Here is a 19,208-nt window from a genome sequence, read left to right as displayed (position 1 = left end):
CGCCACGCCCCGCGAGCTGGACAACCTCACCCCCCGCGAACAGGAAGTCCTGCTCTGCGCCGCCGAGGGGCTCACCAACGACGAGATCGCCGAGCGCCTGTACGTCAGCCCGATGACCGTCCGCACCTTCGTCCAGCGCATCATGCACAAGCTCGGCGCCCATCACCGAGCCCAGCTAGTAGCCCTCGCCTACCGGTCCGGCTTCGCCCGCGTGCCGCAGCCGCCCCCCGCACGGCCCCGCAGCGGGCGCGGTCCCTGAAGTACACATCGACCGCGACGCCCGGCACGACAACCAGCCGCCTCGCCCGCACCCATCAAGGGCACGGGCGAGGCGGCTGTTCGACGCGGTGCCCTCGGTGGACTACCGGCCACCACCGCAACCGACACGCGAACAGGCGTTGTGCTTCATTGAGGAGCACCTGGCCGCGCGGCGCCGCGACGACGGGACGTGCCGGCCGCCCGTCGTCGCCGAGGCGTAGTCGCCCGGTTGAAGGGGATTTCGCGAGTCGACCCGTCGACATACCGAATCGACGCGGTAGGGGTGTTGCGCCTGCTGCGGCCTTCCCTCGGGCGCTGTTCGGCCATACGGTGCGAAACGGGCGCACCGCCCAAACTGGAAGATCGTTAGCGGTCGACAACTGACCGCTACTGAACATTACCGCTGCTCATGATCACGCGGAAGTGCTCACGAAACCGCGGAACCTACACACCGTCAGAGGCGGTGAGCCTTGAGCGTCATGTGCAGGAGCAGGCGGTCCTCGCCGTCGTCCAGGTCGAGGCCGGTGAGCTGTTCGACGCGGGAGAGACGGTAGTAGAGGGTCTGGCGGTGGATGCCCAGGTGGGCCGCCGTGCGGCCCGCCTGGCCCGCGCAGTCGAGGAACGCCTCGGCGGTGCGGGCCAGTTCGCGGTGGGCGGGAGCCAGCAGGGGGCGTACGACGGGATCGTGGGCCGCCTCCGCGGGCAGGGCCGTGAGCAGGCGGAACGGGCCGATGGACGCCCACTCGGCGACCGGTCCGAGCCCAGGTTCGGCCAGTGCCGCGCGGGCCGCGGCCGATGCCTCCTGCCAGGCGGCGCCCAGTTCGGCGAGGCCGCTGCGGGGCGCGGAGACACCGGCCGCCGGTCCTCCTGCGGCCGTTCGCGTCCCCTCCGCCGGGCCGGATACCCCTCGTGTTCCTGCCGCCGGTCCTCCCGAGGCCTCCCGAGCCCCGTCCGCCCGGCCTCCTGAGGCCCCCCGCGTTCCCGTCACCAGGCCGGAGGCTCCCCGCATCCCCTCCGCCTCCCTGAGCAGCCGCGAAGCCGCCGACGTGGCCGGGGTCAGCACCGTCGACGAGCGCAGCCGCACCAGCAGGGCCAGGCTCTGCCCTGTGGTGCCCCACGGGACCGTGCACAGGGCCGTCGCCCCCGGGATCGTACGGACCGAAGGGGCGTCGTCCGGGTCGGCGGACGGCCAGGGCGTCACGCACACCATCGTGTGGAGTCCCTCTCCGCGGACGCCGAGTGCCGTGCGGAGTTCGGCCACCGCCATGTCCCGTGGCCAGCCGCGCTCGGCGGTCAGCACGGCGCGCAGTTCGCGGGTCAGGTCCGCGCCCGCCTGGGCCTCGTCCGCGAGGAGGTCGCCGATGCGGGCGGTCACCTCCATGGCCGCGTCGAGCTGCTGATCGGTGGGTCCGGGGTCGTCGGCGAGCAGCCATACGTACCCGATGACGACCCCCCGATGGCGTACCGGAAGGCAGACGCGGCCCCGGTAGACACCGGCCTCGGGCGTCGGCGGGATGCGGACCGGCCCTGTGGCGTGGGCGATGCCGAAGCCCTCGAACCAGGTGCGGACCGCCGGGGTGGAGCGGCGCGTGAGGATCGAGCGGGTGCGCACGGGATCCAGGGCGGACTCGTCGATCTCGCTGTCGCTGTCGTACGCGCCGAAGGCGATCAGCTCGAAGTCCCGGTTCTCCAGCGTCGCGGGGGCGCCGAGGAGCTCCGAGATCTCGTCGACCAGTTCCTGGTAATCGCCTTTCGCCTCGGTCACTCGGGCATTCTCCCGCATTTCCCGCGCCCTTCATACAGATGTCTGAGATCCAGGGCACGGATGCGTGACAGCTGTCGATGGCCCACGATCGGAGGGATCCTTAAGTTTCACGGTGGTTCTCCGCGCCGTCGCCGAATCGTTCACCCCAAAACGTTCGGTTACGGCCTCCTGCTGGTCGCTGTTGTGGAGGTTGCCCCGTGTTGGGACCCGTGATTCTCGCCGCCTCGCGCAGCGACAGGATCCGCCGCCTGGTGTCGGCGGCCCCGGTCACGAAGCCGGTCGTCGAACGGTTCATCGCCGGTGAGTCGGTCGACGACGTCGTACCGGTCGTCAAGCACCTCACCGACCGAGGGCTCGAGGTCAGCCTGGACGTCGTCGGCGAGGACGTCACCACGGCCGAACGGTCCACGGCGGCGCGCGACGCGTACCTGGAGCTGATCGACCACCTCGAAGGCCTCGGCCTGGGCGAACGGGCCGAGATGTCGGTCAAGCTGTCCCTCTTCGGCCAGTCGCTCCCCGGCGGCCACGAGCTGGCGCTCGCCAACGTCCGCCCGGTCGTCGAGGCCGCCGCCCGCATCGGCACCACCGTCACGCTGGACGCGGAGGACCACACCACTCTCGACTCGATGTTCGCCATCCACGACGAGCTGCGGAAGGACTTCCCGCAGACCGGTTGCGTGATCCAGGCCTACCTGTTCCGCACGGAGGCCGACGCCCGCCGCCTCGCCGCGAACGGCAGCCGCGTGCGTATCGTGAAAGGGGCGTACAAGGAGCCCGCGTCGGTCGCGTTCCAGAAGAAGGCCGAGATCGACAAGGCGTACGTCCGCATCCTGAAGATCCTGATGGAGGGCGAGGGTTACCCGATGACCGGGTCCCACGACCCGCGGCTCATCGCCATCACCCAGGAGCTGGCCCGGCGCGTGGGACGCAAGCTGGACGACTACGAGTTCCAGATGCTGTACGGCATCCGCAGCGAGGAGCAGACCCGCCTCGCCGCCGAGGGCCACCGCGTGCGCGTCTACACGGCGTACGGCACGGACTGGTACGGCTACTTCATGCGGCGCCTAGCGGAGAAGCCGGCGAACCTCCGCTTCTTCGCTCGCTCGATCCTCACCAAGGGATGACGCTGTGGGTGGGCGGCAGCTGTCGACATCCGGGTGCATCCTGGGTGACGGCAGCTACCGCCCGACGGTCGACTGGGTCGACCCGGTTTTCCGGAAAGGAGTTACGGAAAACGTGACTCCGCCCCCGTGGGGGCTTCTCACTCGCACGCCGCAGCGAGCTCATGACGGTCAAGCCCTGACCGCCGCCCAAGATACGTACACAACTTCGGCTCTCGTGGGCCGAAGGCCGGCATTCACTCGGAAGAGGTAGGTAGCTCATGGACGCTGTGACCCAGGTCCCCACCCCCGTCAACGAGCCGGTGCACGGCTACGCCCCCGGCTCTCCCGAGCGTGCCCGGCTCGAGGCCAAGCTCAAGGAGCTGGCCGAGAACCCCGTCGACCTGCCCTGCACCATCGGCGGCGAGAAGCGGATGGGCGGCGGCGAGCCGTTCCAGGTCGTGCAGCCGCACAACCACAAGGCCGTGCTCGGCACCTTCCGCAACGCCACGCAGCAGGACGCGCAGGACGCGATCGACGCGGCCCTGGCCGCCGCGCCCGCCTGGCGCGCGATGTCCTTCGACGACCGCGCCGCGATCATCCTGCGCGCCGCCGAGCTGCTGTCCACGACGTGGCGCGAGACGCTGGCCGCCTCGACCATGCTCGGCCAGTCGAAGACGGCCCAGCAGGCCGAGATCGACACCCCCTGCGAACTGATCGACTTCTGGCGCTTCAACGTCAAGTACGCCCGTGACCTGCTCGCCGAGCAGCCGCCGGCCAACGCGACCGGCGTCTGGAACCGCCTCGACCACCGTCCGCTGGAGGGCTTCGTCTACGCGATCACGCCGTTCAACTTCACGGCGATCGCCGGCAACCTGCCGACCGCGCCCGCCCTCATGGGCAACGTCGTCGTGTGGAAGCCGTCCCCGACGCAGACCCACGCGGCCGTCCTGCTGATGCAGGTCCTGGAAGAGGCGGGTCTGCCCAAGGGCGTCATCAACCTGGTGACGGGCGACGGTCTGGCCGTCTCCGAGGTCGCCCTGAACCACCGTGACCTCGCCGGCATCCACTTCACGGGCTCGACGAAGACCTTCCGTCACCTGTGGAAGACGGTCGGTGCGAACATCGACAAGTACCGCACGTACCCGCGCCTCGTCGGCGAGACGGGCGGCAAGGACTTCCTCGTCGCGCACCCCTCCGCGGACCGCGCCGTGCTGAAGACCGCGCTGACCCGTGGTGCCTTCGAGTACCAGGGCCAGAAGTGCTCGGCGACCTCCCGCGCGTACATCCCGGCCTCCATCTGGAACTCCGGTTTCAAGGAGGAGTTCGCGGCCGAGGCCGACGGCATCAAGATGGGTGACGTCACCGATCTGTCGAACTTCATCGGCGCCGTCATCGACGAGCGGGCCTTCGCGAAGAACAAGGCGGCGATCGACCGTGCCGCCGAGGACCCGAAGTGCACGATCGTCGCGGGCGGTTCGTACGACGACTCGGTGGGCTACTTCGTGCGCCCGACCGTCGTCGAGTGCTCGGACCCGGCCAACGAGGTCTTCACGACGGAGTACTTCGGGCCGTTCCTCGCCGTGCACGTCTACGACGACGAGAAGTACGAGGAGATGCTGACCCAGATGGAGTCGGTGTCCGACTACGCGCTGACGGGCGCGGTCATCGCGAACGACCGCGCGGCGGCGGCGTACACGGCGGAGAAGCTCCGCTACGCCGCGGGCAACTTCTACATCAACGACAAGTCCACCGGCGCCGTCGTCGGCCAGCAGCCCTTCGGCGGCGGCCGCAACTCCGGCACCAACGACAAGGCCGGCGCCCCCCAGAACCTCCAGCGCTGGACCCTGACCCGGGCCATCAAGGAGACCCTGGTCCCGCCGACGGACTACGCGTACCCGCACATGGGCTGATCCCGTACGGGTTCAACAGCCGCCCCCGCTCCGTGATTCCGGAGCGGGGGCGGTGTCGTATCGGTGATCGGTCGGCTCGGTCAGCGGTCGCAGGTCGTGCGGCCCGGTGACCAGCGGCACGCGAGTGCCGCGAAGCCGCCGTCCGCCACCACCGGGACGGTGAGCTTGGCGTCGCCGCGGACGACCTGCGGTGTGCGGACCAGGCCCGACGGGCCGTCGGTCACGGTTTCCACGAGCCACTTGCCCGAGCCGAGGCGCATCGGTACGTCCACGTCCTGGGCCGCGCCCGCGAACGTGCCGCCGATGAACCAGCGGCCGTCGGGCGCTTTCCGCGCGAGCACCGCGGAGCGGCCCGGGTCGCCGGTGAGCAGGCGGGTCTCCTCCCAGCCGGTGGGGAGTTGCTCCAGGTAGCGGCGGGCCTCGGGGCGGGCGTCGTACGACTCCGGGGTGCCGGCGAGGTTCTGGATGCCGGACTCGTAGAGCACGGTCAGACCCAGCTCACCCGCGTCCGACTGGACGTTGGGGCGGAACGGGCGGTGGAAGGCGCCAGGGGTGAAGTCCATGGAGCCGATGACGTTGCGGGTGAAGGGCAGCGAGGCGAGCTGCGCCGCCGTGTTGTTGCGCTTCTCCTCGCCGCCGACGCCCTCCAGCGTCATGACCTGCGGCCAGGTGCGCTGGATGCCCTTGGGGATCGTGGAGCCGTGGAAGTTGACCATCAGGTGGTGCTTGGCGGTGTCCTCCAGCACGTCGTCGTACCAGCGCATCCGCTCCTGCGACTCCGAGTCCATGAAGTCGATCTTGACGCCCTTGACGCCCCACTTCTCCAGCGTGGACAGCCATTTCTCGCGTTCCACGGGGTCGGTGAGCAGGGTGTAGTGGAGCCAGACGTGGATGCCGACGCCGCGCTCCTTGCCGTAGCGCACCAGCTCGGGCATCCAGTTGTTCGTCTGCCAGTCGGGGTCGATGACCTCCCACTCGCCGGGCTTGAAGTACCAGCCGGCGTCGACGACTTCGTACGGCCACTTCCGCTCGGCCGCGTAGTCGACGTACTTCTTCTGCGCCTCCAGGCTCTGACCCGCCTCCTTGCCGCCCGCGAGCCAGGTCCACAGCCCCGCGCCGGGCTTGACCCAGGAGGTGTCGCGGACACGGGACTTGGGGGCGAGGTCGTCGGTGAACGTCGACTCCGTGACGGTCGCCAGATCGCCGGTGATCACCGCTCGCCAGGGGGTGGTGAGCGCGCCGGACACCTGGACCGGCTCGTCGTTCCACAGGCCCACGCCGTACGTCGGCGAGTCCGCGGCGTGCGTGAGGTGGGCGCCCGAGTAGTCGCCGGTCAGGTCGGACTCGGCGATGAGGGCGTAGCCGCCGTCCGTCTTGAAGAGGGCCTGCATCGAGTACGTGCCCGCCGGTACCGCGGCCGCCGACTGGTAGCGGGTGAAGGGGAGTTCGTTGTCCCGGCGGTAGGCGCTGATGACGGCTTCGGCGTTGGTGGGGAGGGTGAAGGCGGAGGCCTCGCGTACCACGTCGCCGTGGTCGCCGGGCAGGACGTAGCGATACGCGACGCCGTCCGGGGCGACCCGCGTCAGCAGGTCGAGCCGGGCACCGTCGGCCGTACGGAAGCGGAAACGGGACTCGGTCATCCGGACGTCCCTCTTGTGGGACTTGCCGGTGGGGACCGTGTAGTGCTCGGTGATCGTGCGGTCGGTGCGGCCGGTGAACGTCAAGTCCTTGGAGAAGTCGGCCTGTTCGGTGACGAGGCCGACGGGTGACGGTTCGAGGACCGTGCGCCCCGCTCGTCTGACGGCAAGGGTCGGGCTGCCGTCGGCCGGGTCGAGGGAGACCACGGCCGTGGGGGAACCGTGCGGGCCGCGGACCTCCCAGGCCTTGGGGGCCGCGGGTGCCTCGGCGCGGGCCGGAAGCGCCGCCGTGGCCGTGGCGAGTAGTGCGGAGCAGAGCGTCAACACGATGGTGCGGGCCCGGGGTTGGACCGCCATGTAAAACCCCTCCTGTCACAGACATCGGATGACTGTGAGGGTGGAGGGGTGACTGAGGGGTGTCAAGGAGTCTGACAGCATCAGACATCGGATTGCTGATGAGTTGTTCAGTAAAGCGTGAGTGAGGTCACGGGGAAGGGATCACTCCGGGAGCGTGAGGACGAGCTTGCCCTTCGTGTGGCCGGACTCGACCAGCTCGTGGGCTTTGGCCGCTTCCGCGAAGGGCAGGACGACGTCCACGTGGATGCGGATGCGGTCGTTCGCCAGCAGGGAGGCGATCTTCTGGAGGCGGGTGCCGGACGGCTCCGCCTGGACGACCGCGAAGCGCATCCCGCGGCCCTCGACGTCCTCCGGGGAGAGGCCCAGGCTGCCCGGGAGTGCCGAGATCAACAGGCCGCCGGGGCGCAGGGTGTTGAGCGTGCGCGGGCCGTAGTCGCCGCCGATCAGGTCGAGGGCGACGTCCACGTCGTGCACGGCGGTGGAGAAGTCCGTGGTCGTGTAGTCGACCGGCTCGTCGATGCCGAGCTCGTACAGGAAGCCGTGCTTGTCGGCGCGGGCCGTGCCGATGACGTACGCGCCCTCCGCCTTGGCGAGCTGCACCGCCGCGTGGCCGACGCCGCCCGCGGCCGCGTGCACCAACACCCGTGTGCCCGGGGCGATGTGGGCGAGGTCGACGAGGGCCTGCCAGGCGGTGAGCGTCGCCGTGGGCGCGGCCGCCGCGTGGACGTGGTCCAGTGTCGTGGGCTTGGCCGCGAAGTGGTCGGCCGGGGCGGTGACGTGTTCCGCGTAGCCGCCGGCCGGGATCTTGCCGAAGACCTCGTCGCCGGGACGGAAAGAGGTGACGCCCTCGCCGGCCGCCTCGACCACGCCGGAGACGTCGCGGCCCAGCGTGAACGGCGGGTCCCCGTAGATCCGGGCCATGCCCGAACGCACCAGCCGGTCAACGACGTTGACCCCCGCCGCGCGCACCCGCAGCAGCACCTCCCCCGGGCCGGGGACGGGCCGCTCCCGCTCCTCGATCACCAGGACGTCAGGTCCGCCGAAACGGTGCTGGGTCATCACATGCGTACGCGGGTGTGCGGTGGTCATCGGTTCTCCCTACCGAAGCCTAAGCGCTCCGCTGGAGGTGCGATCCGGAATCTGCGGGCTGTCTGTGACTGGTCCCTCCCCCGCTCATGGGGGTCCCCCCACTCTCGGCTTCGCTCGAGCGGGGGGACCCCCATGAGCGGGGGGACCCCCATCGCGGCGGAGCCGCATATCGACACAGCCCCGCGCCCCTTAAGGGGCGCGGTACAGCACCGGACTTCGCCGGATCCGCTCAGGGTGCGGACCGCTCCACTTCCCATCGTGCTCCCGAAGCCGCGCTTCCGCACCCTCCCGCCGCCGTGATACTGACGCGATGACCACCCGACTGCGTACGGCTCACACGGCTGATCTCACCCGCGCCGAGCTCCGCGTCGTCCGCGCCTTCCTGGACGACGTCTTCGAGGGCGACTTCAGCGACGAGGACTGGGACCACACGCTCGGCGGCGTCCACGCCCTCGTGCGCGACGGCACCAGGCTCGTCGCGCACGGCGCGGTGATCCAGCGCCGCGTCCTGCACCAGGGCCGTTCCCTGCGTACCGGTTATGTCGAGGGCGTCGGGGTCCGCGCGGACGTCCGGCGCCAGGGACTCGGCGGTCAGGTGATGGCCGCCCTGGAACGGGTCATCGACCACGCGTACGCACTCGGCGCGCTCTCCGCCACGTACGAGGGCGAGGGTCTGTACGCGGCCCGTGGCTGGCAGGAGTGGTCGGGCCGGATCCACGCCCTCGGCCCCGACGGCATCGTGCACCTCCCCGACGAGGAGATCTGGCTCTTTGTCCGCCCCGCCTCCGCAGGGCCGCTCGACCCGGCGCACGAACTCGTCTTCGACTGGCGCGACGGCGATGTCCTCTGACCGTCCGTATCTGAATCGCATCTGACGCATCTGACGCATCTGTCATCGACGCAGGTCAGAGCCGTGTGACCCATTCCACCGTCTCAGATAGTAGGAAGTCCGAGTAATTGTGGAGACAGGCGCCCCGTCCTCGCTTAGCTTTGTAGAAGCCGAACGTCTCGCTCGACCAAGCGAATGGCGGTCGTGAGCCGGAGCCCTAGGCAGGCAACCCCTGCGGCACCGCTCCCCGCCTCTCTGGGGGTCCCCCCACGCCCATTAGGCAGAGGGGGAGTCTCGTAATCCCTCATCGCACTTCCGGCGGCCGCTGCCGGAGGCAAGGAGTCGATTCATCATGGCCGAGACGACCGTCCGCCGCCGAGTCCGTCACGTTTCCCGTACGAGCGAGTCCGACCGCAAGAACGCCGCCGCCGCGCTCCAGCGCGCCCTCGACCGCAGGGACAACGGCGGCGCGACGGGCCACTGAGCGCTCACCTTCGAAGGGCCGCTGAGGTCCTCCCCTTCCGGGAGCCGCACCCGCAAGGGGTGCGGCGCGGGCCTCAACTGCCGCGCCGCACCTCGAAGTAGTCGATGCGCCCGCCGTTCTGCGCGAGTGCCGACACCTTGAGCTTCGCGGCCGTGCCGGTCTCCGCCTCGATGGCGAGGAACGAGAAGCCGGTGTACCGCACCCGGGACCACTCCACGGTGTCCGGGTTCTCCGACTTCCCCTTCGTCCAGTGGAAGGTCTCGACCGACTCCCGGTCGCTCACCTTCCCCTCGTAACTGTCCTTCACCCCGGCCGGAAAGCCGTACAGGTCCTTGCCCGCACCGCCCGCGGTGACGTACACGATCCCGTCGCGCCTCGGATCGGTCGACGCCCCCACCGGCACCCGCTTGCCGACCTCGCCGCCCTTGATCGCGTCCGTCCGTTCGTAGACGTGGTTGTGCCCGTTGATGACCAGGTCCACCTGGTGCTTGGTGAACAGCGGCAGCCAGGCGTCGCGCGTCCCGCCGTCCGAGGCGTGCGTCGACGTCGAGTACATGCAGTGGTGGAAGAACACCACAATGAAGTCGACGGACTTGCGCAGCTCCCCGAGCCGCTTGTCGAGCCACTCGGTCTGCTTCCCGTCCGAGTAGCCGAGGTTGGCGGGGATCTCGTACGAGACGTCGTTCGCGTCGAGCGCGACGACGCCGACATTGCCGTACGTGAACGAGTAGACGCCCGGCGACCTCTTCGGGTCGAAGCCGTTCTCCGGGAGCGACCAGCGGGCCGACTGGCCGCCGTAGCCGTCGGGCGAGTACCAGGCCTCCATGTCGTGGTTGCCGGTCGTCACCATCCACGGCACGGACTTCGCGACCGACTCGGTCTGCGCCAGGAACTGGTCCCACACGCGGGCGTCGTACGTGTCCGAGTCCTTGCCGTGGCCTGTCGTGTCCGCGTAGCAGATGTCGCCCGCATGGAGGTGGAAGGACGGGTCCTGACCGAGGATCACCTGGTCGTTGGCGAGCGCGTCGTAGCTCACGCCCTGGTCGCCGAAGGCGGTGAACACGAACTTCTCGGGCCGCGAGGGCGCCGTACGGAACGAGCCGAGCGTCGAGAGCCGCTCGGCCGACGTCGGGTCGAAGCCCTCATGGCCGACGCCGTAGTAGTACGTCGTGCCCGGCTTGAGGCCGTCGAGGGCGGCGTGCAGGTAGTACTGCTCGACCGCGGGCAGCTTCTTCGACAGGGACGGGGTGCGCAGGTCCCGGACCTCGGCGTCGATCCTGCGGCTCAGGTCCCAGGGCTTCGAACCCACGCGTACGTAGGGTTTTTTGACCGCGAACGGCACCTGCCAGGAGATCCGCATCTGGGTCTTCGGGTCGGCGCCGAAGGCGAGATGGCGGCCGAAGGGTGCGACCACGGAGCCGGGGACGCGACCGGTGGCGGGATTCGTCACCGGTGAGGACGTCGTCCGCGCGGGGCTCGCCGAGTCCCCGTCCGTACAGCCGGCCAGCAGCCCGGCACCCGTGAAGGCGCCCGCGGTCACCAGCGCACGCCGCCGCGACAGCTTCGTCCGCAGGTACTCGTGCTGCTCCGCCATGCTCATACGGCGGGCGAGCTGTTCCGGAATGCCGACGTTCGGGACGGGGGGTCCGGGGGGTACCCCCTTGGAAGGCACAGTCATGGTGGGGAACTTCCCAGCAAGCCCCAACAAAGGCCTAACGTTTGGGTGAACGGAGACCGACGGGCTGACGCGGCACCACCCGATGGCGTCCGTATCGGTGTCCGTGCCGGTGTCCATGTCGACGTCCGTAGTGTCCGTATGGCGGATGGTCCGTGTCATCCCCTGGGACGCAGGGGTAGGGTGCCGACATGTCTCGCAGCCTCAATCTCGCAGTGATCCCCGGTGACGGCATCGGCCAAGAGGTCGTGGCCCAGGGGCTGAAGGTGCTCTCCGCCGTCCTTCCGCAGGATGTGAAGCTGGAGACGAAGGAGTACGACTTCGGCGCCAAGCGTTACCACGCCACCGGTGAGACCCTCACCGACGCCGACCTCGAAGCGCTGAAGAAGCACGACGCCATCCTGCTCGGCGCGATCGGCGACCCCTCGGTCCCGTCCGGCGTCCTGGAGCGCGGCTTCCTGCTCAGGCTCCGCTTCGCCTTCGACCACCACGTGAACCTGCGCCCGTCGAAGCTCCTCCCGGGTGTCGCCACCCCGCTCGCGGGCCAGCCCGAGATCGACTTCGTCGTGGTCCGCGAGGGCACCGAGGGCCCGTACACCGGCAACGGCGGCACGATCCGCAAGGGCACCCCCCACGAGGTCGCCACCGAGGTGTCCGTCAACACGGCGTTCGGTGTCGAGCGGGTCGTCCGTGACGCGTTCGCCCGCGCCCAGGCCCGCCCGCGCAAGAAGCTGGCGCTGATCCACAAGAACAACGTGCTGACCTTCGCGGGTCACCTGTGGACGAACATCTTCAACAAGGTGGCCGAGGAGTTCCCCGAGGTCACCACCGAGTACATGCACGTGGACGCGGCGACGATCTACCTCGTCACGCAGCCCGAGCGCTTCGACGTGATCGTCACCGACAACCTCTTCGGCGACATCATCACCGACCTCGCCGCGGCCGTCTCCGGCGGCATCGGCGTCGCCGCGAGCGGGAACATCAACCCCTCCGGCGAGTTCCCCTCGATGTTCGAGCCGGTGCACGGCTCCGCGCCCGACATCGCAGGCCAGGGCAAGGCCGACCCCTCCGCCACCGTCCTGTCCGTCGCCCTCCTGCTGCGCCACCTCGGCTACGAGACCGAGGCCGCCCGCATCGAGGACGCCGTCTCCGCCGACCTCGCGGAGCGCGGCACCACGACCCGTACGACCGACGAGATCGGCGACACGCTCGCCGCCCGAGTATCCGGCTGACCCGCCGGATCTCCTCAAGCCGCCGGGTCGCTTCCGCACCCGGCGGCTTTTCCTATGCTTCGCCGGGTGCCACCATCATCCCCTGGGCCGCATTCACACCGCTTTCAGCCATGGCTCCGCTCGCGCGATAATCGAACGCGGAGCCGCGGCACGAAGGAAAACTTGGACGTCCTAGCGCAGTGAGCACAGTCCCGGGCCCCGTCAGGGGCGCGGGACTGCGCGACCAGCCACGGACGGCCTGCAGTTTCGTACTGCACTTCCCGCGGAGCGCTAGGCGGCCCGTCACAACAACCGGTGAAGGACTACCACTCATGACGACGCCCACGATCGAGCTCAAGCCCTCCGCGCACCCGCTCTCCGACGCGGAGCGGGAGGCGATCCTCGCCAACCCCGGGTTCGGCCGCCACTTCACCGACCACATGGTGACGATCAAGTGGACCGAGGGCCGCGGCTGGCACGACGGGCAGCTCGTGCCGTACGGGCCGCTCTCCCTCGACCCGGCGACCAGCGTCCTGCACTACGCGCAGGAGATCTTCGAAGGGCTCAAGGCGTACCGCCAGCCCGACGGCTCGGTCGCCACGTTCCGCCCCGAGGCCAACGCCCGCCGTTTCCAGGCGTCCTCCCGCCGGCTCGCGATGCCGGAACTGCCCGTCGAGACGTTCATCGAGGCCTGCGATCAGCTCGTCCAGCAGGACAAGGCGTGGGTGCCGGCGCACGGCGGCGAGGAGTCGCTCTATCTGCGTCCGTTCATGATCGCGACCGAGGTCGGCCTGGGTGTGAGGCCCGCGAACGAGTACTTGTTCATGGTCATCGCCTCACCGGCCGGCGCGTACTTCCCCGGCGGCGTGAAGCCCGTCTCGATCTGGCTCTCCGATGACCGCGTGCGCGCCGTCCCCGGCGGCATGGGCGACGCCAAGACCGGCGGCAACTACGCCGCGTCCCTGCTCGCGCAGGCCGAGGCCGCCGCGAAGGGCTGTGACCAGGTCTGTTACCTCGACGCCGTCGAGCACAAGTGGGTCGAGGAACTGGGCGGCATGAACCTGTACTTCGTGTACGGGGACAAGATCGTCACGCCCACGTTGACGGGCTCCATCCTGGAGGGCGTCACCCGCGACTCGCTCCTGTCGGTCGCCCGTGACCTCGGCTACGAGTCCGAGGAGGCCCGCATCTCCATCGACCAGTGGCGGGACGACACGGCGAACGGCACCCTCACCGAGGTCTTCGCCTGCGGCACCGCCGCCGTCATCACGCCCGTCGGCACGGTCAAGTGCAAGACGGGCGAGTGGCAGCAGAGCGGCGGGCGGCCCGGCGCGGTCACGACGAAGCTGCGCGAAGCGCTCCTCGACATCCAGCGGGGCGTGGGCGAGGACAAGCACGGCTGGATGCACAACCTCGGCTGAGCCACGTTTCGCACTCCTGCCGGTCCCCGCTCTCCTCAACTGGAGGGCGGGGACCGGCCGTTGAACCGGGCGTCCGCCGACCGCGTCTGCGCCTGCGGACGCGCGAAAAGCCGTGCGGGTTGTACGTAAACGTGCGCATTGACCCGAGGTGCGTGGTGCGGTTGTATCCCTATGGGCCCTCGGTTCAGGGCCGGGGGAAGACAAGGTTTCGGGGGGAACCATGTCCAATGCTGCACGTGTGCCCTTAGGGGCCGCTCTGCTCATCGCGCTCGTCACGGCCGCCGTGCCGTCCGCCGCGGCCGCGCCGCACGCACCCCGCGTCGAGCGGGTCAGCACCGCCGCCGACGGGACCCAGGCGGACGGCGCTTCCACAGCGGCGTCGATCACGCCGACCGGCCGCTCCATCGGCTTCCGCTCGTCGGCGGCCAACCTCGTGCCCGGGAACACCCGCCTGGGCACGCATTCGTACGTGCGCGACCTGCGCACCGGCCGCGTCCAGCACTTCTCCGGTGCCCGGGCCAGGGCCGTCAGCCCGGACGGACGCCAACTCCTGTACGTGGACGGACAGTCGGCCCTCCACTTGCGCGATCTGCGCACCGGAGCCGACCGGACCGTCGCCGCCGCGGGGACACAGGCGAGCGCGATCGCGGGCGCGCTGAGCGACCGGGGTGTGAGCTTCGCGTCCGCCGCACCGGATCTGGTGCCCGGCGACACCAACGGGGGCGCGGACGTCTTCGTCCGCCGCGTCCACTGACCATCACCACGCAGTCCACTGGCCGCCACCATGCAATCCACTGACGGTCACCACGCAATCCACCGACCGACCTTGCGCAATCCACCGACCGATCACCGCGCAACCGATGACCGATCACCACGCAACCGATGACCAGCACCTCAGGGGGAACAGATCTTGTACGCCAGCACACGCACCGCGCTCGCCACGGCTCTCGTCGCCGCCGTCACCGCCACGGTGGCACTGACCGGAACGTCGGCGATCGCCGCGCCCCGGGCCGCGCACACCGAGCCCGTCAGCGTCACGTCCGCCGGGGCGGCGGGCAACGGTTCGTCGTCCGGGGCCGTGCTCAGCCGCAACGGCCGGTACGCCGCCTTCGCCTCCACCGCCTCCGACCTGGTGGCCGGCGACACCAACGACGCCTCCGACGTCTTCGTACGCGACCTGCGCACCGGAAAGCTCCAGCGCCTCGCCGAGGGCGAGGCGGCACTGGGAGACCCGTCCATCAGCGCCGACGGACGCCACGTCGCCTATGTCGCCCGCGGCGCGGACGGCTACGAGGTCCACCTGCGCGACCGCCGCACCGGCCGGACGGAGCGCCTCGACACCGGGCTGCCCGACCTTTTCGGCGGCTACTCGTCCTCCGTCTCCCTCAGCGCGGACGCCCGCTACGCGGTCTTCGACGTCGAACAGTGGAACGGCTACGGCCGCGTGGTCTTCCTGCGGGACCGCGTGAAGGGCACCACCGAGCGCATCAGCCAGCCCAATCCGACGTGGGAGCCGCGCAACGCCTCGGGCGCGACGGTCAGTGACGACGGCCGCTACGTCGTCTACGGCCACAGCTACGCCAACGGCCCGCGTGGCGATGACTGGGGCGACGTCTGGATGCGGGACCGCGCCACGGGCACCCTCACCCAGATCGACCGCTCCCACGACGGCTCGGGGACCGAGCGCGAGTCCCTGAAGCCCTCGATCAGCGGCGACGGACGCACGGTCGTCTTCGAGTCGGCCGACACCCACCTGGTGCCGGACGACACCGACAAGAGCTGGAACGTGTTCGTGCACACCGTTGCCACCGGCACCAACGAGCGGATCCACGGCACCCAGGGCGGCTCCGGCGCGGTCTACACCCGCAACCCGGCGGTGAGCGCCGACGGCCGCCACGTCACCTTCAAGTCGGAGATCGCCGAACCCGGCAGCCGGTGGGGCACGGAGAACCCCGTGTACCTGCGGGACCTGAGGACCGGCGCCACCACCCTCGTCACCCCGGACACCACCGGCGGCACGGCCACGGCCGACGTCGGCCCCGGCGCGATCGCGAACGGCGCGCGGATCGCCTTCACGTCGAGCGACGAGACGCTCATCGGCGGGGGTGACACCAACGACGGCCAGGACGCGTTCGTACGCCATCTGCGCTGATGCGTACGTCACCTGCTCTGAGTAACGTGTCGCTCGCATTCTGAGACAAACATGAGCACGGGGGCGGTCTGTGCCAGACTGCCCCCGTGCTCTCGTTCGCCATGATTATTGGCAGCAGGCGCGCCGGTCCGCAGTGACCGCCCCGTACGACCACGTACGGGCGGACACCGTCGTCCTCGACCCGCGCGCAGACCTCTCGCACCCGCGAGAGGTTTTTCTGTTTCCTGGCCCACCAACAGCCGGGACCGGAGCGTGAGGGATCATGAGGACGGTGGAGCCGGTCATTCCGGTAGACCGCATCCCAAACAGGAGCCAGTAGAGATGACAGACGCAACCGACGAGAACTACGGCCCTTCCCGCGTCGACGACGACTTCCACGTCTTCGACACGACGCTGCGCGACGGTGCGCAGCGCGAGGGCATCAACCTCACCGTCGCGGACAAGCTGGCCATCGCACGGCACCTGGACGACTTCGGCGTGGGCTTCATCGAGGGGGGCTGGCCCGGCGCCAACCCGCGCGACACCGAGTTCTTCGCCCGCGCCCAGCAGGAGATCCACTTCAAGCACGCCCAGCTCGTCGCCTTCGGCGCCACGCGCCGCGCGGGTGGAAAGGCCGCCGAGGACGCCCAGGTCAAGGCGCTCCTCGACTCCGGTGCTCCCGTCATCACCCTGGTCGCCAAGTCCCACGACCGCCATGTCGAGCTGGCCCTGCGCACCACGCTCGACGAGAACCTGGAGATGGTCCGCGACACGGTGTCGTACCTCCGCTCCCAGGACCGCCGGGTGTTCGTCGACTGCGAGCACTTCTTCGACGGCTACCGGGCGAACCCCGAGTACGCGAAAGCGGTCGTACGAGCCGCCTCGGAAGCGGGCGCCGACGTGGTCGTGCTCTGCGACACCAACGGCGGCATGCTGCCGGCCCAGGTCCAGGCCGTGGTCTCCACGGTCCTGGCCGACACGGGTGCCCGTCTCGGCATCCACGCCCAGGACGACACGGGATGCGCGGTCGCCAACACCCTGGCCGCGGTGGACGCGGGCGCGACGCACGTCCAGTGCACGGCGAACGGGTACGGGGAGCGGGTGGGCAACTCGAACCTGTTCCCCGTGGTGGCGGCCCTGGAGCTCAAGTACGGCAAGACGGTCCTGCCCGAGGGCGCGCTGTCCGAGATGACGAGGATCTCGCACGCGATCGCCGAGGTCGTCAACCTGACTCCTTCCACCCATCAGCCGTACGTAGGGGTCTCGGCCTTCGCGCACAAGGCGGGCCTGCACGCCTCCGCGATCAAGGTCGACCCGGACCTGTACCAGCACATCGATCCCGAGCAGGTCGGCAACACCATGCGGATGCTGGTCTCCGACATGGCCGGCCGCGCGTCGATCGAGCTCAAGGGCAAGGAACTGGGCATCGACCTCGGCGACGACCGTGAGCTGGTCGGCCGGGTCGTGGAGCGGGTCAAGGAGCGTGAGCTCAAGGGCTACACGTACGAGGCGGCGGACGCGTCCTTCGAGCTGTTGCTGCGCGAGGAGGTCGAGGGCAGGGTCCGCAAGTACTTCGAGGTGGAGTCCTGGCGGGCGATCGTCGAGGACCGGCCCGACGGCACCCACGCCAACGAAGCCACGGTCAAGCTCTTCGCCAAGGGAGAGCGCATCGTCGCCACGGCGGAGGGCAACGGGCCGGTCAACGCGCTCGACCGCGCGCTGCGCGTGGCCCTGGAGAAGATCTACCCCCAGCTCGCCAAGCTGGAGCTGGTCGACTACAAGGTCCGCATCCTGGAGGGCAAGCACGGCACCTCCTCCACGACGCGTGTGCTCATCTCCACGTCGGACGGTGCGGGGGAGTGGTCCACGGTGGGCGTGGCGGACAACGTGATCGCGGCGTCGTGGCAGGCGCTGGAGGATGCGTACGCGTACGGTCTGCTGCGGGCCGGGGTGGAACCGGCGCAGTAGCCTCCGGAGTGCGCGGGGTGGGTTTCGCCCTCGCCCCATCCCTGCGGGCTTCGCCCCCGGACCCCTCGCTGCCGCGGCGGCTACGGCGGCCGTGGCGGCCGTGGCGAAGCTGACGGCGGCATACCGGGCCGCGTGACCCCGGTGGGCGGTGCACCCGACCGGTGTGCACCGCCCACCAGCCGGTGTGCACCGCCCACCGGGACCGACGTCCCTTTTTCGGTGCGTAGGAGTAGCTTCGAGGGTATGAAGGCCGCACTGAACCGTGGACTCTACGTACTGCTGATCGCGTTCGCGGCCTTGGCGGTGGTGTCCGTCGGGGCCACGCGCGCCCATGCCGCCACTGATGTCTCGAAGGTCGCGGAGGCCCTGCAGAAGAGCCCCGTGTACGTCGACCCGTCCATGTCCCGGCAACTCCCGGAGGCCGACGCCGACGCCCTGGCCGAGCAGATCGAGGACGCCGACAAGCCGGTCTTCGTGGCGGTACTCCCCGCCGACTTCCCGGAGGAAAACCTCTTCAAGAACCTGCGCACGGCGACCGGTGTCACGGGCCTGTACGCGATCCGGCTCGGTGACCAGTTCAACGCGCAGGCCGACTCGGCCGTCCTGCCGGCCAACGGCGTGCGGAACCTCGTCTCCAGCGTCCAGGGCGAGGACACCAGCACCCAGCTCGACAACTTCACCGACCGCGCACTGATGAACGTCGGCGGCTCCGCCCCCAGCAGCTGGACCGACGGCGGCGACGGTGACGGGACCGGCGTACTGATCGGGACCGGTGTGGTGCTCGCGGCCGGCGGCGCGGGCGCGTACACGCTCGTACGCCGCAACCGCCGCAAGAAGGAAGAGGAGCGGCAGGCCGCGCTCGACAAGCTCCGCGTGGTCGTCGACGAGGACATCACCGCGTTCGGCGAGGAGCTCGACCGGCTCGACTTCCACCCCGCCGAGAAGGGCGCGGACGACGCGATGCGCGCCGACTACGAGCGTGCCCTCGACGCGTACGACAAGGCGAAGTCGTTCATGGCCGCGGCGCGGCGCCCCGAGGAGGTGCGGGCGGTCACCCAGTCCCTGGAGGACGGCCGCTTCTCGCTCGCCGTTCTCGCCGCGCGCCGCGAGGGCCTCCCTGTGCCCGAGCGCCGCGCCCCCTGCTTCTTCGACCCGCGGCACGGCCCCTCGGTCGCCGACGAGACGTGGACGCCCGACGGCGGCACATCCCGCGACGTGCCGGTCTGCGCCGCCGACCGCGCCCGGCGGCACGTCCAGGCGCGAGAGCTCACGGGCTGTCGTCACCGGCTTGGGGCGTACGCGGCTGCCGCGCCGGCCCGCGGTCTCGATGACCCCGCGCTCACGCAGCGTGCGGTACGCGGCCGCGACGG

General features: G+C 70.0%; 15 protein-coding genes. 11 read left to right on the top strand and 4 right to left on the bottom strand.

The window, feature by feature from the left end; all coding sequences use genetic code 11:
• Positions 1 to 259 (top strand): response regulator transcription factor (locus G5C60_RS39565; RefSeq protein WP_165267063.1); only part of this gene is annotated, 259 nt, incomplete at its 5' end.
• Between the two features lie 453 nt (positions 260 to 712).
• On the opposite strand, the gene G5C60_RS51330 is transcribed toward G5C60_RS39565, so the two are convergent.
• The gene (locus G5C60_RS51330; protein ID WP_206440540.1) at positions 713 to 2,041 is read right to left on the bottom strand and encodes a PucR family transcriptional regulator; all 1,329 of its coding nucleotides are present in this window, start codon (positions 2,039 to 2,041) and stop codon (positions 713 to 715) included.
• Between the two features lie 179 nt (positions 2,042 to 2,220).
• Here G5C60_RS51330 and G5C60_RS39550 point away from each other — a divergent pair, with 179 nt between their 5' ends.
• Together G5C60_RS39550 and pruA are read left to right on the top strand one after the other, a co-directional pair.
• A complete protein-coding gene (locus G5C60_RS39550; protein WP_165267059.1) occupies positions 2,221 to 3,147 on the top strand; it encodes a proline dehydrogenase family protein in 927 nt (308 codons plus the stop codon).
• Between the two features lie 257 nt (positions 3,148 to 3,404).
• Positions 3,405 to 5,036: an L-glutamate gamma-semialdehyde dehydrogenase gene (gene pruA / locus G5C60_RS39545; RefSeq protein ID WP_165267058.1), complete on the top strand. Its 1,632-nt coding sequence runs from the start codon at positions 3,405 to 3,407 to the stop codon at positions 5,034 to 5,036.
• Positions 5,037 to 5,116: 80 nt separating this feature from the next.
• On the opposite strand, the gene G5C60_RS39540 is transcribed toward pruA, so the two are convergent.
• Both G5C60_RS39540 and G5C60_RS39535 read right to left on the bottom strand, forming a co-directional pair.
• A complete protein-coding gene (locus G5C60_RS39540; RefSeq protein WP_165267056.1) occupies positions 5,117 to 7,030 on the bottom strand; it encodes a glycoside hydrolase family 97 catalytic domain-containing protein in 1,914 nt (637 codons plus the stop codon).
• A gap of 141 nt (positions 7,031 to 7,171) precedes the next feature.
• Positions 7,172 to 8,119 carry an NADP-dependent oxidoreductase gene (locus G5C60_RS39535; RefSeq protein WP_165267054.1) on the bottom strand — a complete coding sequence of 316 codons (948 nt, stop codon included), beginning with the start codon at positions 8,117 to 8,119 and terminating at the stop codon, positions 7,172 to 7,174.
• A 310-nt stretch (positions 8,120 to 8,429) separates the two neighbouring features.
• Here G5C60_RS39535 and G5C60_RS39530 point away from each other — a divergent pair, with 310 nt between their 5' ends.
• A complete protein-coding gene (locus G5C60_RS39530) occupies positions 8,430 to 8,969 on the top strand; it encodes a GNAT family N-acetyltransferase (protein ID WP_165267052.1) in 540 nt (179 codons plus the stop codon).
• Between the two features lie 331 nt (positions 8,970 to 9,300).
• Positions 9,301 to 9,432: a hypothetical protein gene (locus tag G5C60_RS53375; protein ID WP_103782913.1), complete on the top strand. Its 132-nt coding sequence runs from the start codon at positions 9,301 to 9,303 to the stop codon at positions 9,430 to 9,432.
• A gap of 73 nt (positions 9,433 to 9,505) precedes the next feature.
• Here the strand turns inward: G5C60_RS53375 and G5C60_RS39525 are convergent, their stop codons facing one another.
• Positions 9,506 to 11,110, bottom strand: coding sequence for a purple acid phosphatase family protein (locus G5C60_RS39525; protein ID WP_165267050.1), 1,605 nt, complete (start codon positions 11,108 to 11,110; stop codon positions 9,506 to 9,508).
• A gap of 188 nt (positions 11,111 to 11,298) precedes the next feature.
• Between G5C60_RS39525 and G5C60_RS39520 the strand changes: the two genes are divergently transcribed.
• The 6 genes from G5C60_RS39520 to G5C60_RS39495 all read left to right on the top strand — a co-directional run.
• Positions 11,299 to 12,339, top strand: coding sequence for a 3-isopropylmalate dehydrogenase (locus tag G5C60_RS39520; protein ID WP_165267047.1), 1,041 nt, complete (start codon positions 11,299 to 11,301; stop codon positions 12,337 to 12,339).
• Positions 12,340 to 12,650: 311 nt separating this feature from the next.
• On the top strand, positions 12,651 to 13,739 hold the full coding sequence (locus G5C60_RS39515; RefSeq protein ID WP_165267046.1) for a branched-chain amino acid aminotransferase: 1,089 nt from the start codon (positions 12,651 to 12,653) through the stop codon (positions 13,737 to 13,739).
• A gap of 220 nt (positions 13,740 to 13,959) precedes the next feature.
• On the top strand, positions 13,960 to 14,493 hold the full coding sequence (locus tag G5C60_RS51325) for a TolB-like translocation protein (protein ID WP_206440538.1): 534 nt from the start codon (positions 13,960 to 13,962) through the stop codon (positions 14,491 to 14,493).
• 156 nt (positions 14,494 to 14,649) lie between these two features.
• Positions 14,650 to 15,891: a TolB-like translocation protein gene (locus tag G5C60_RS39505; RefSeq protein WP_165267044.1), complete on the top strand. Its 1,242-nt coding sequence runs from the start codon at positions 14,650 to 14,652 to the stop codon at positions 15,889 to 15,891.
• 321 nt (positions 15,892 to 16,212) lie between these two features.
• Entirely contained in the window at positions 16,213 to 17,838 is a 1,626-nt protein-coding gene (cimA, locus tag G5C60_RS39500) for a citramalate synthase (RefSeq protein WP_165267042.1), read from the top strand.
• Positions 17,839 to 18,081: 243 nt separating this feature from the next.
• Positions 18,082 to 19,208, top strand: a 1,127-nt coding sequence (locus tag G5C60_RS39495; protein ID WP_241267404.1) for a hypothetical protein, incomplete at its 3' end; no start/stop codon positions are given.

Source organism: Streptomyces scabichelini, assembly GCF_011045015.1.
GTDB lineage: Bacteria > Actinomycetota > Actinomycetes > Streptomycetales > Streptomycetaceae > Streptomyces > Streptomyces scabichelini.
This window is presented reverse-complemented; position numbering and strand designations above follow the sequence as displayed.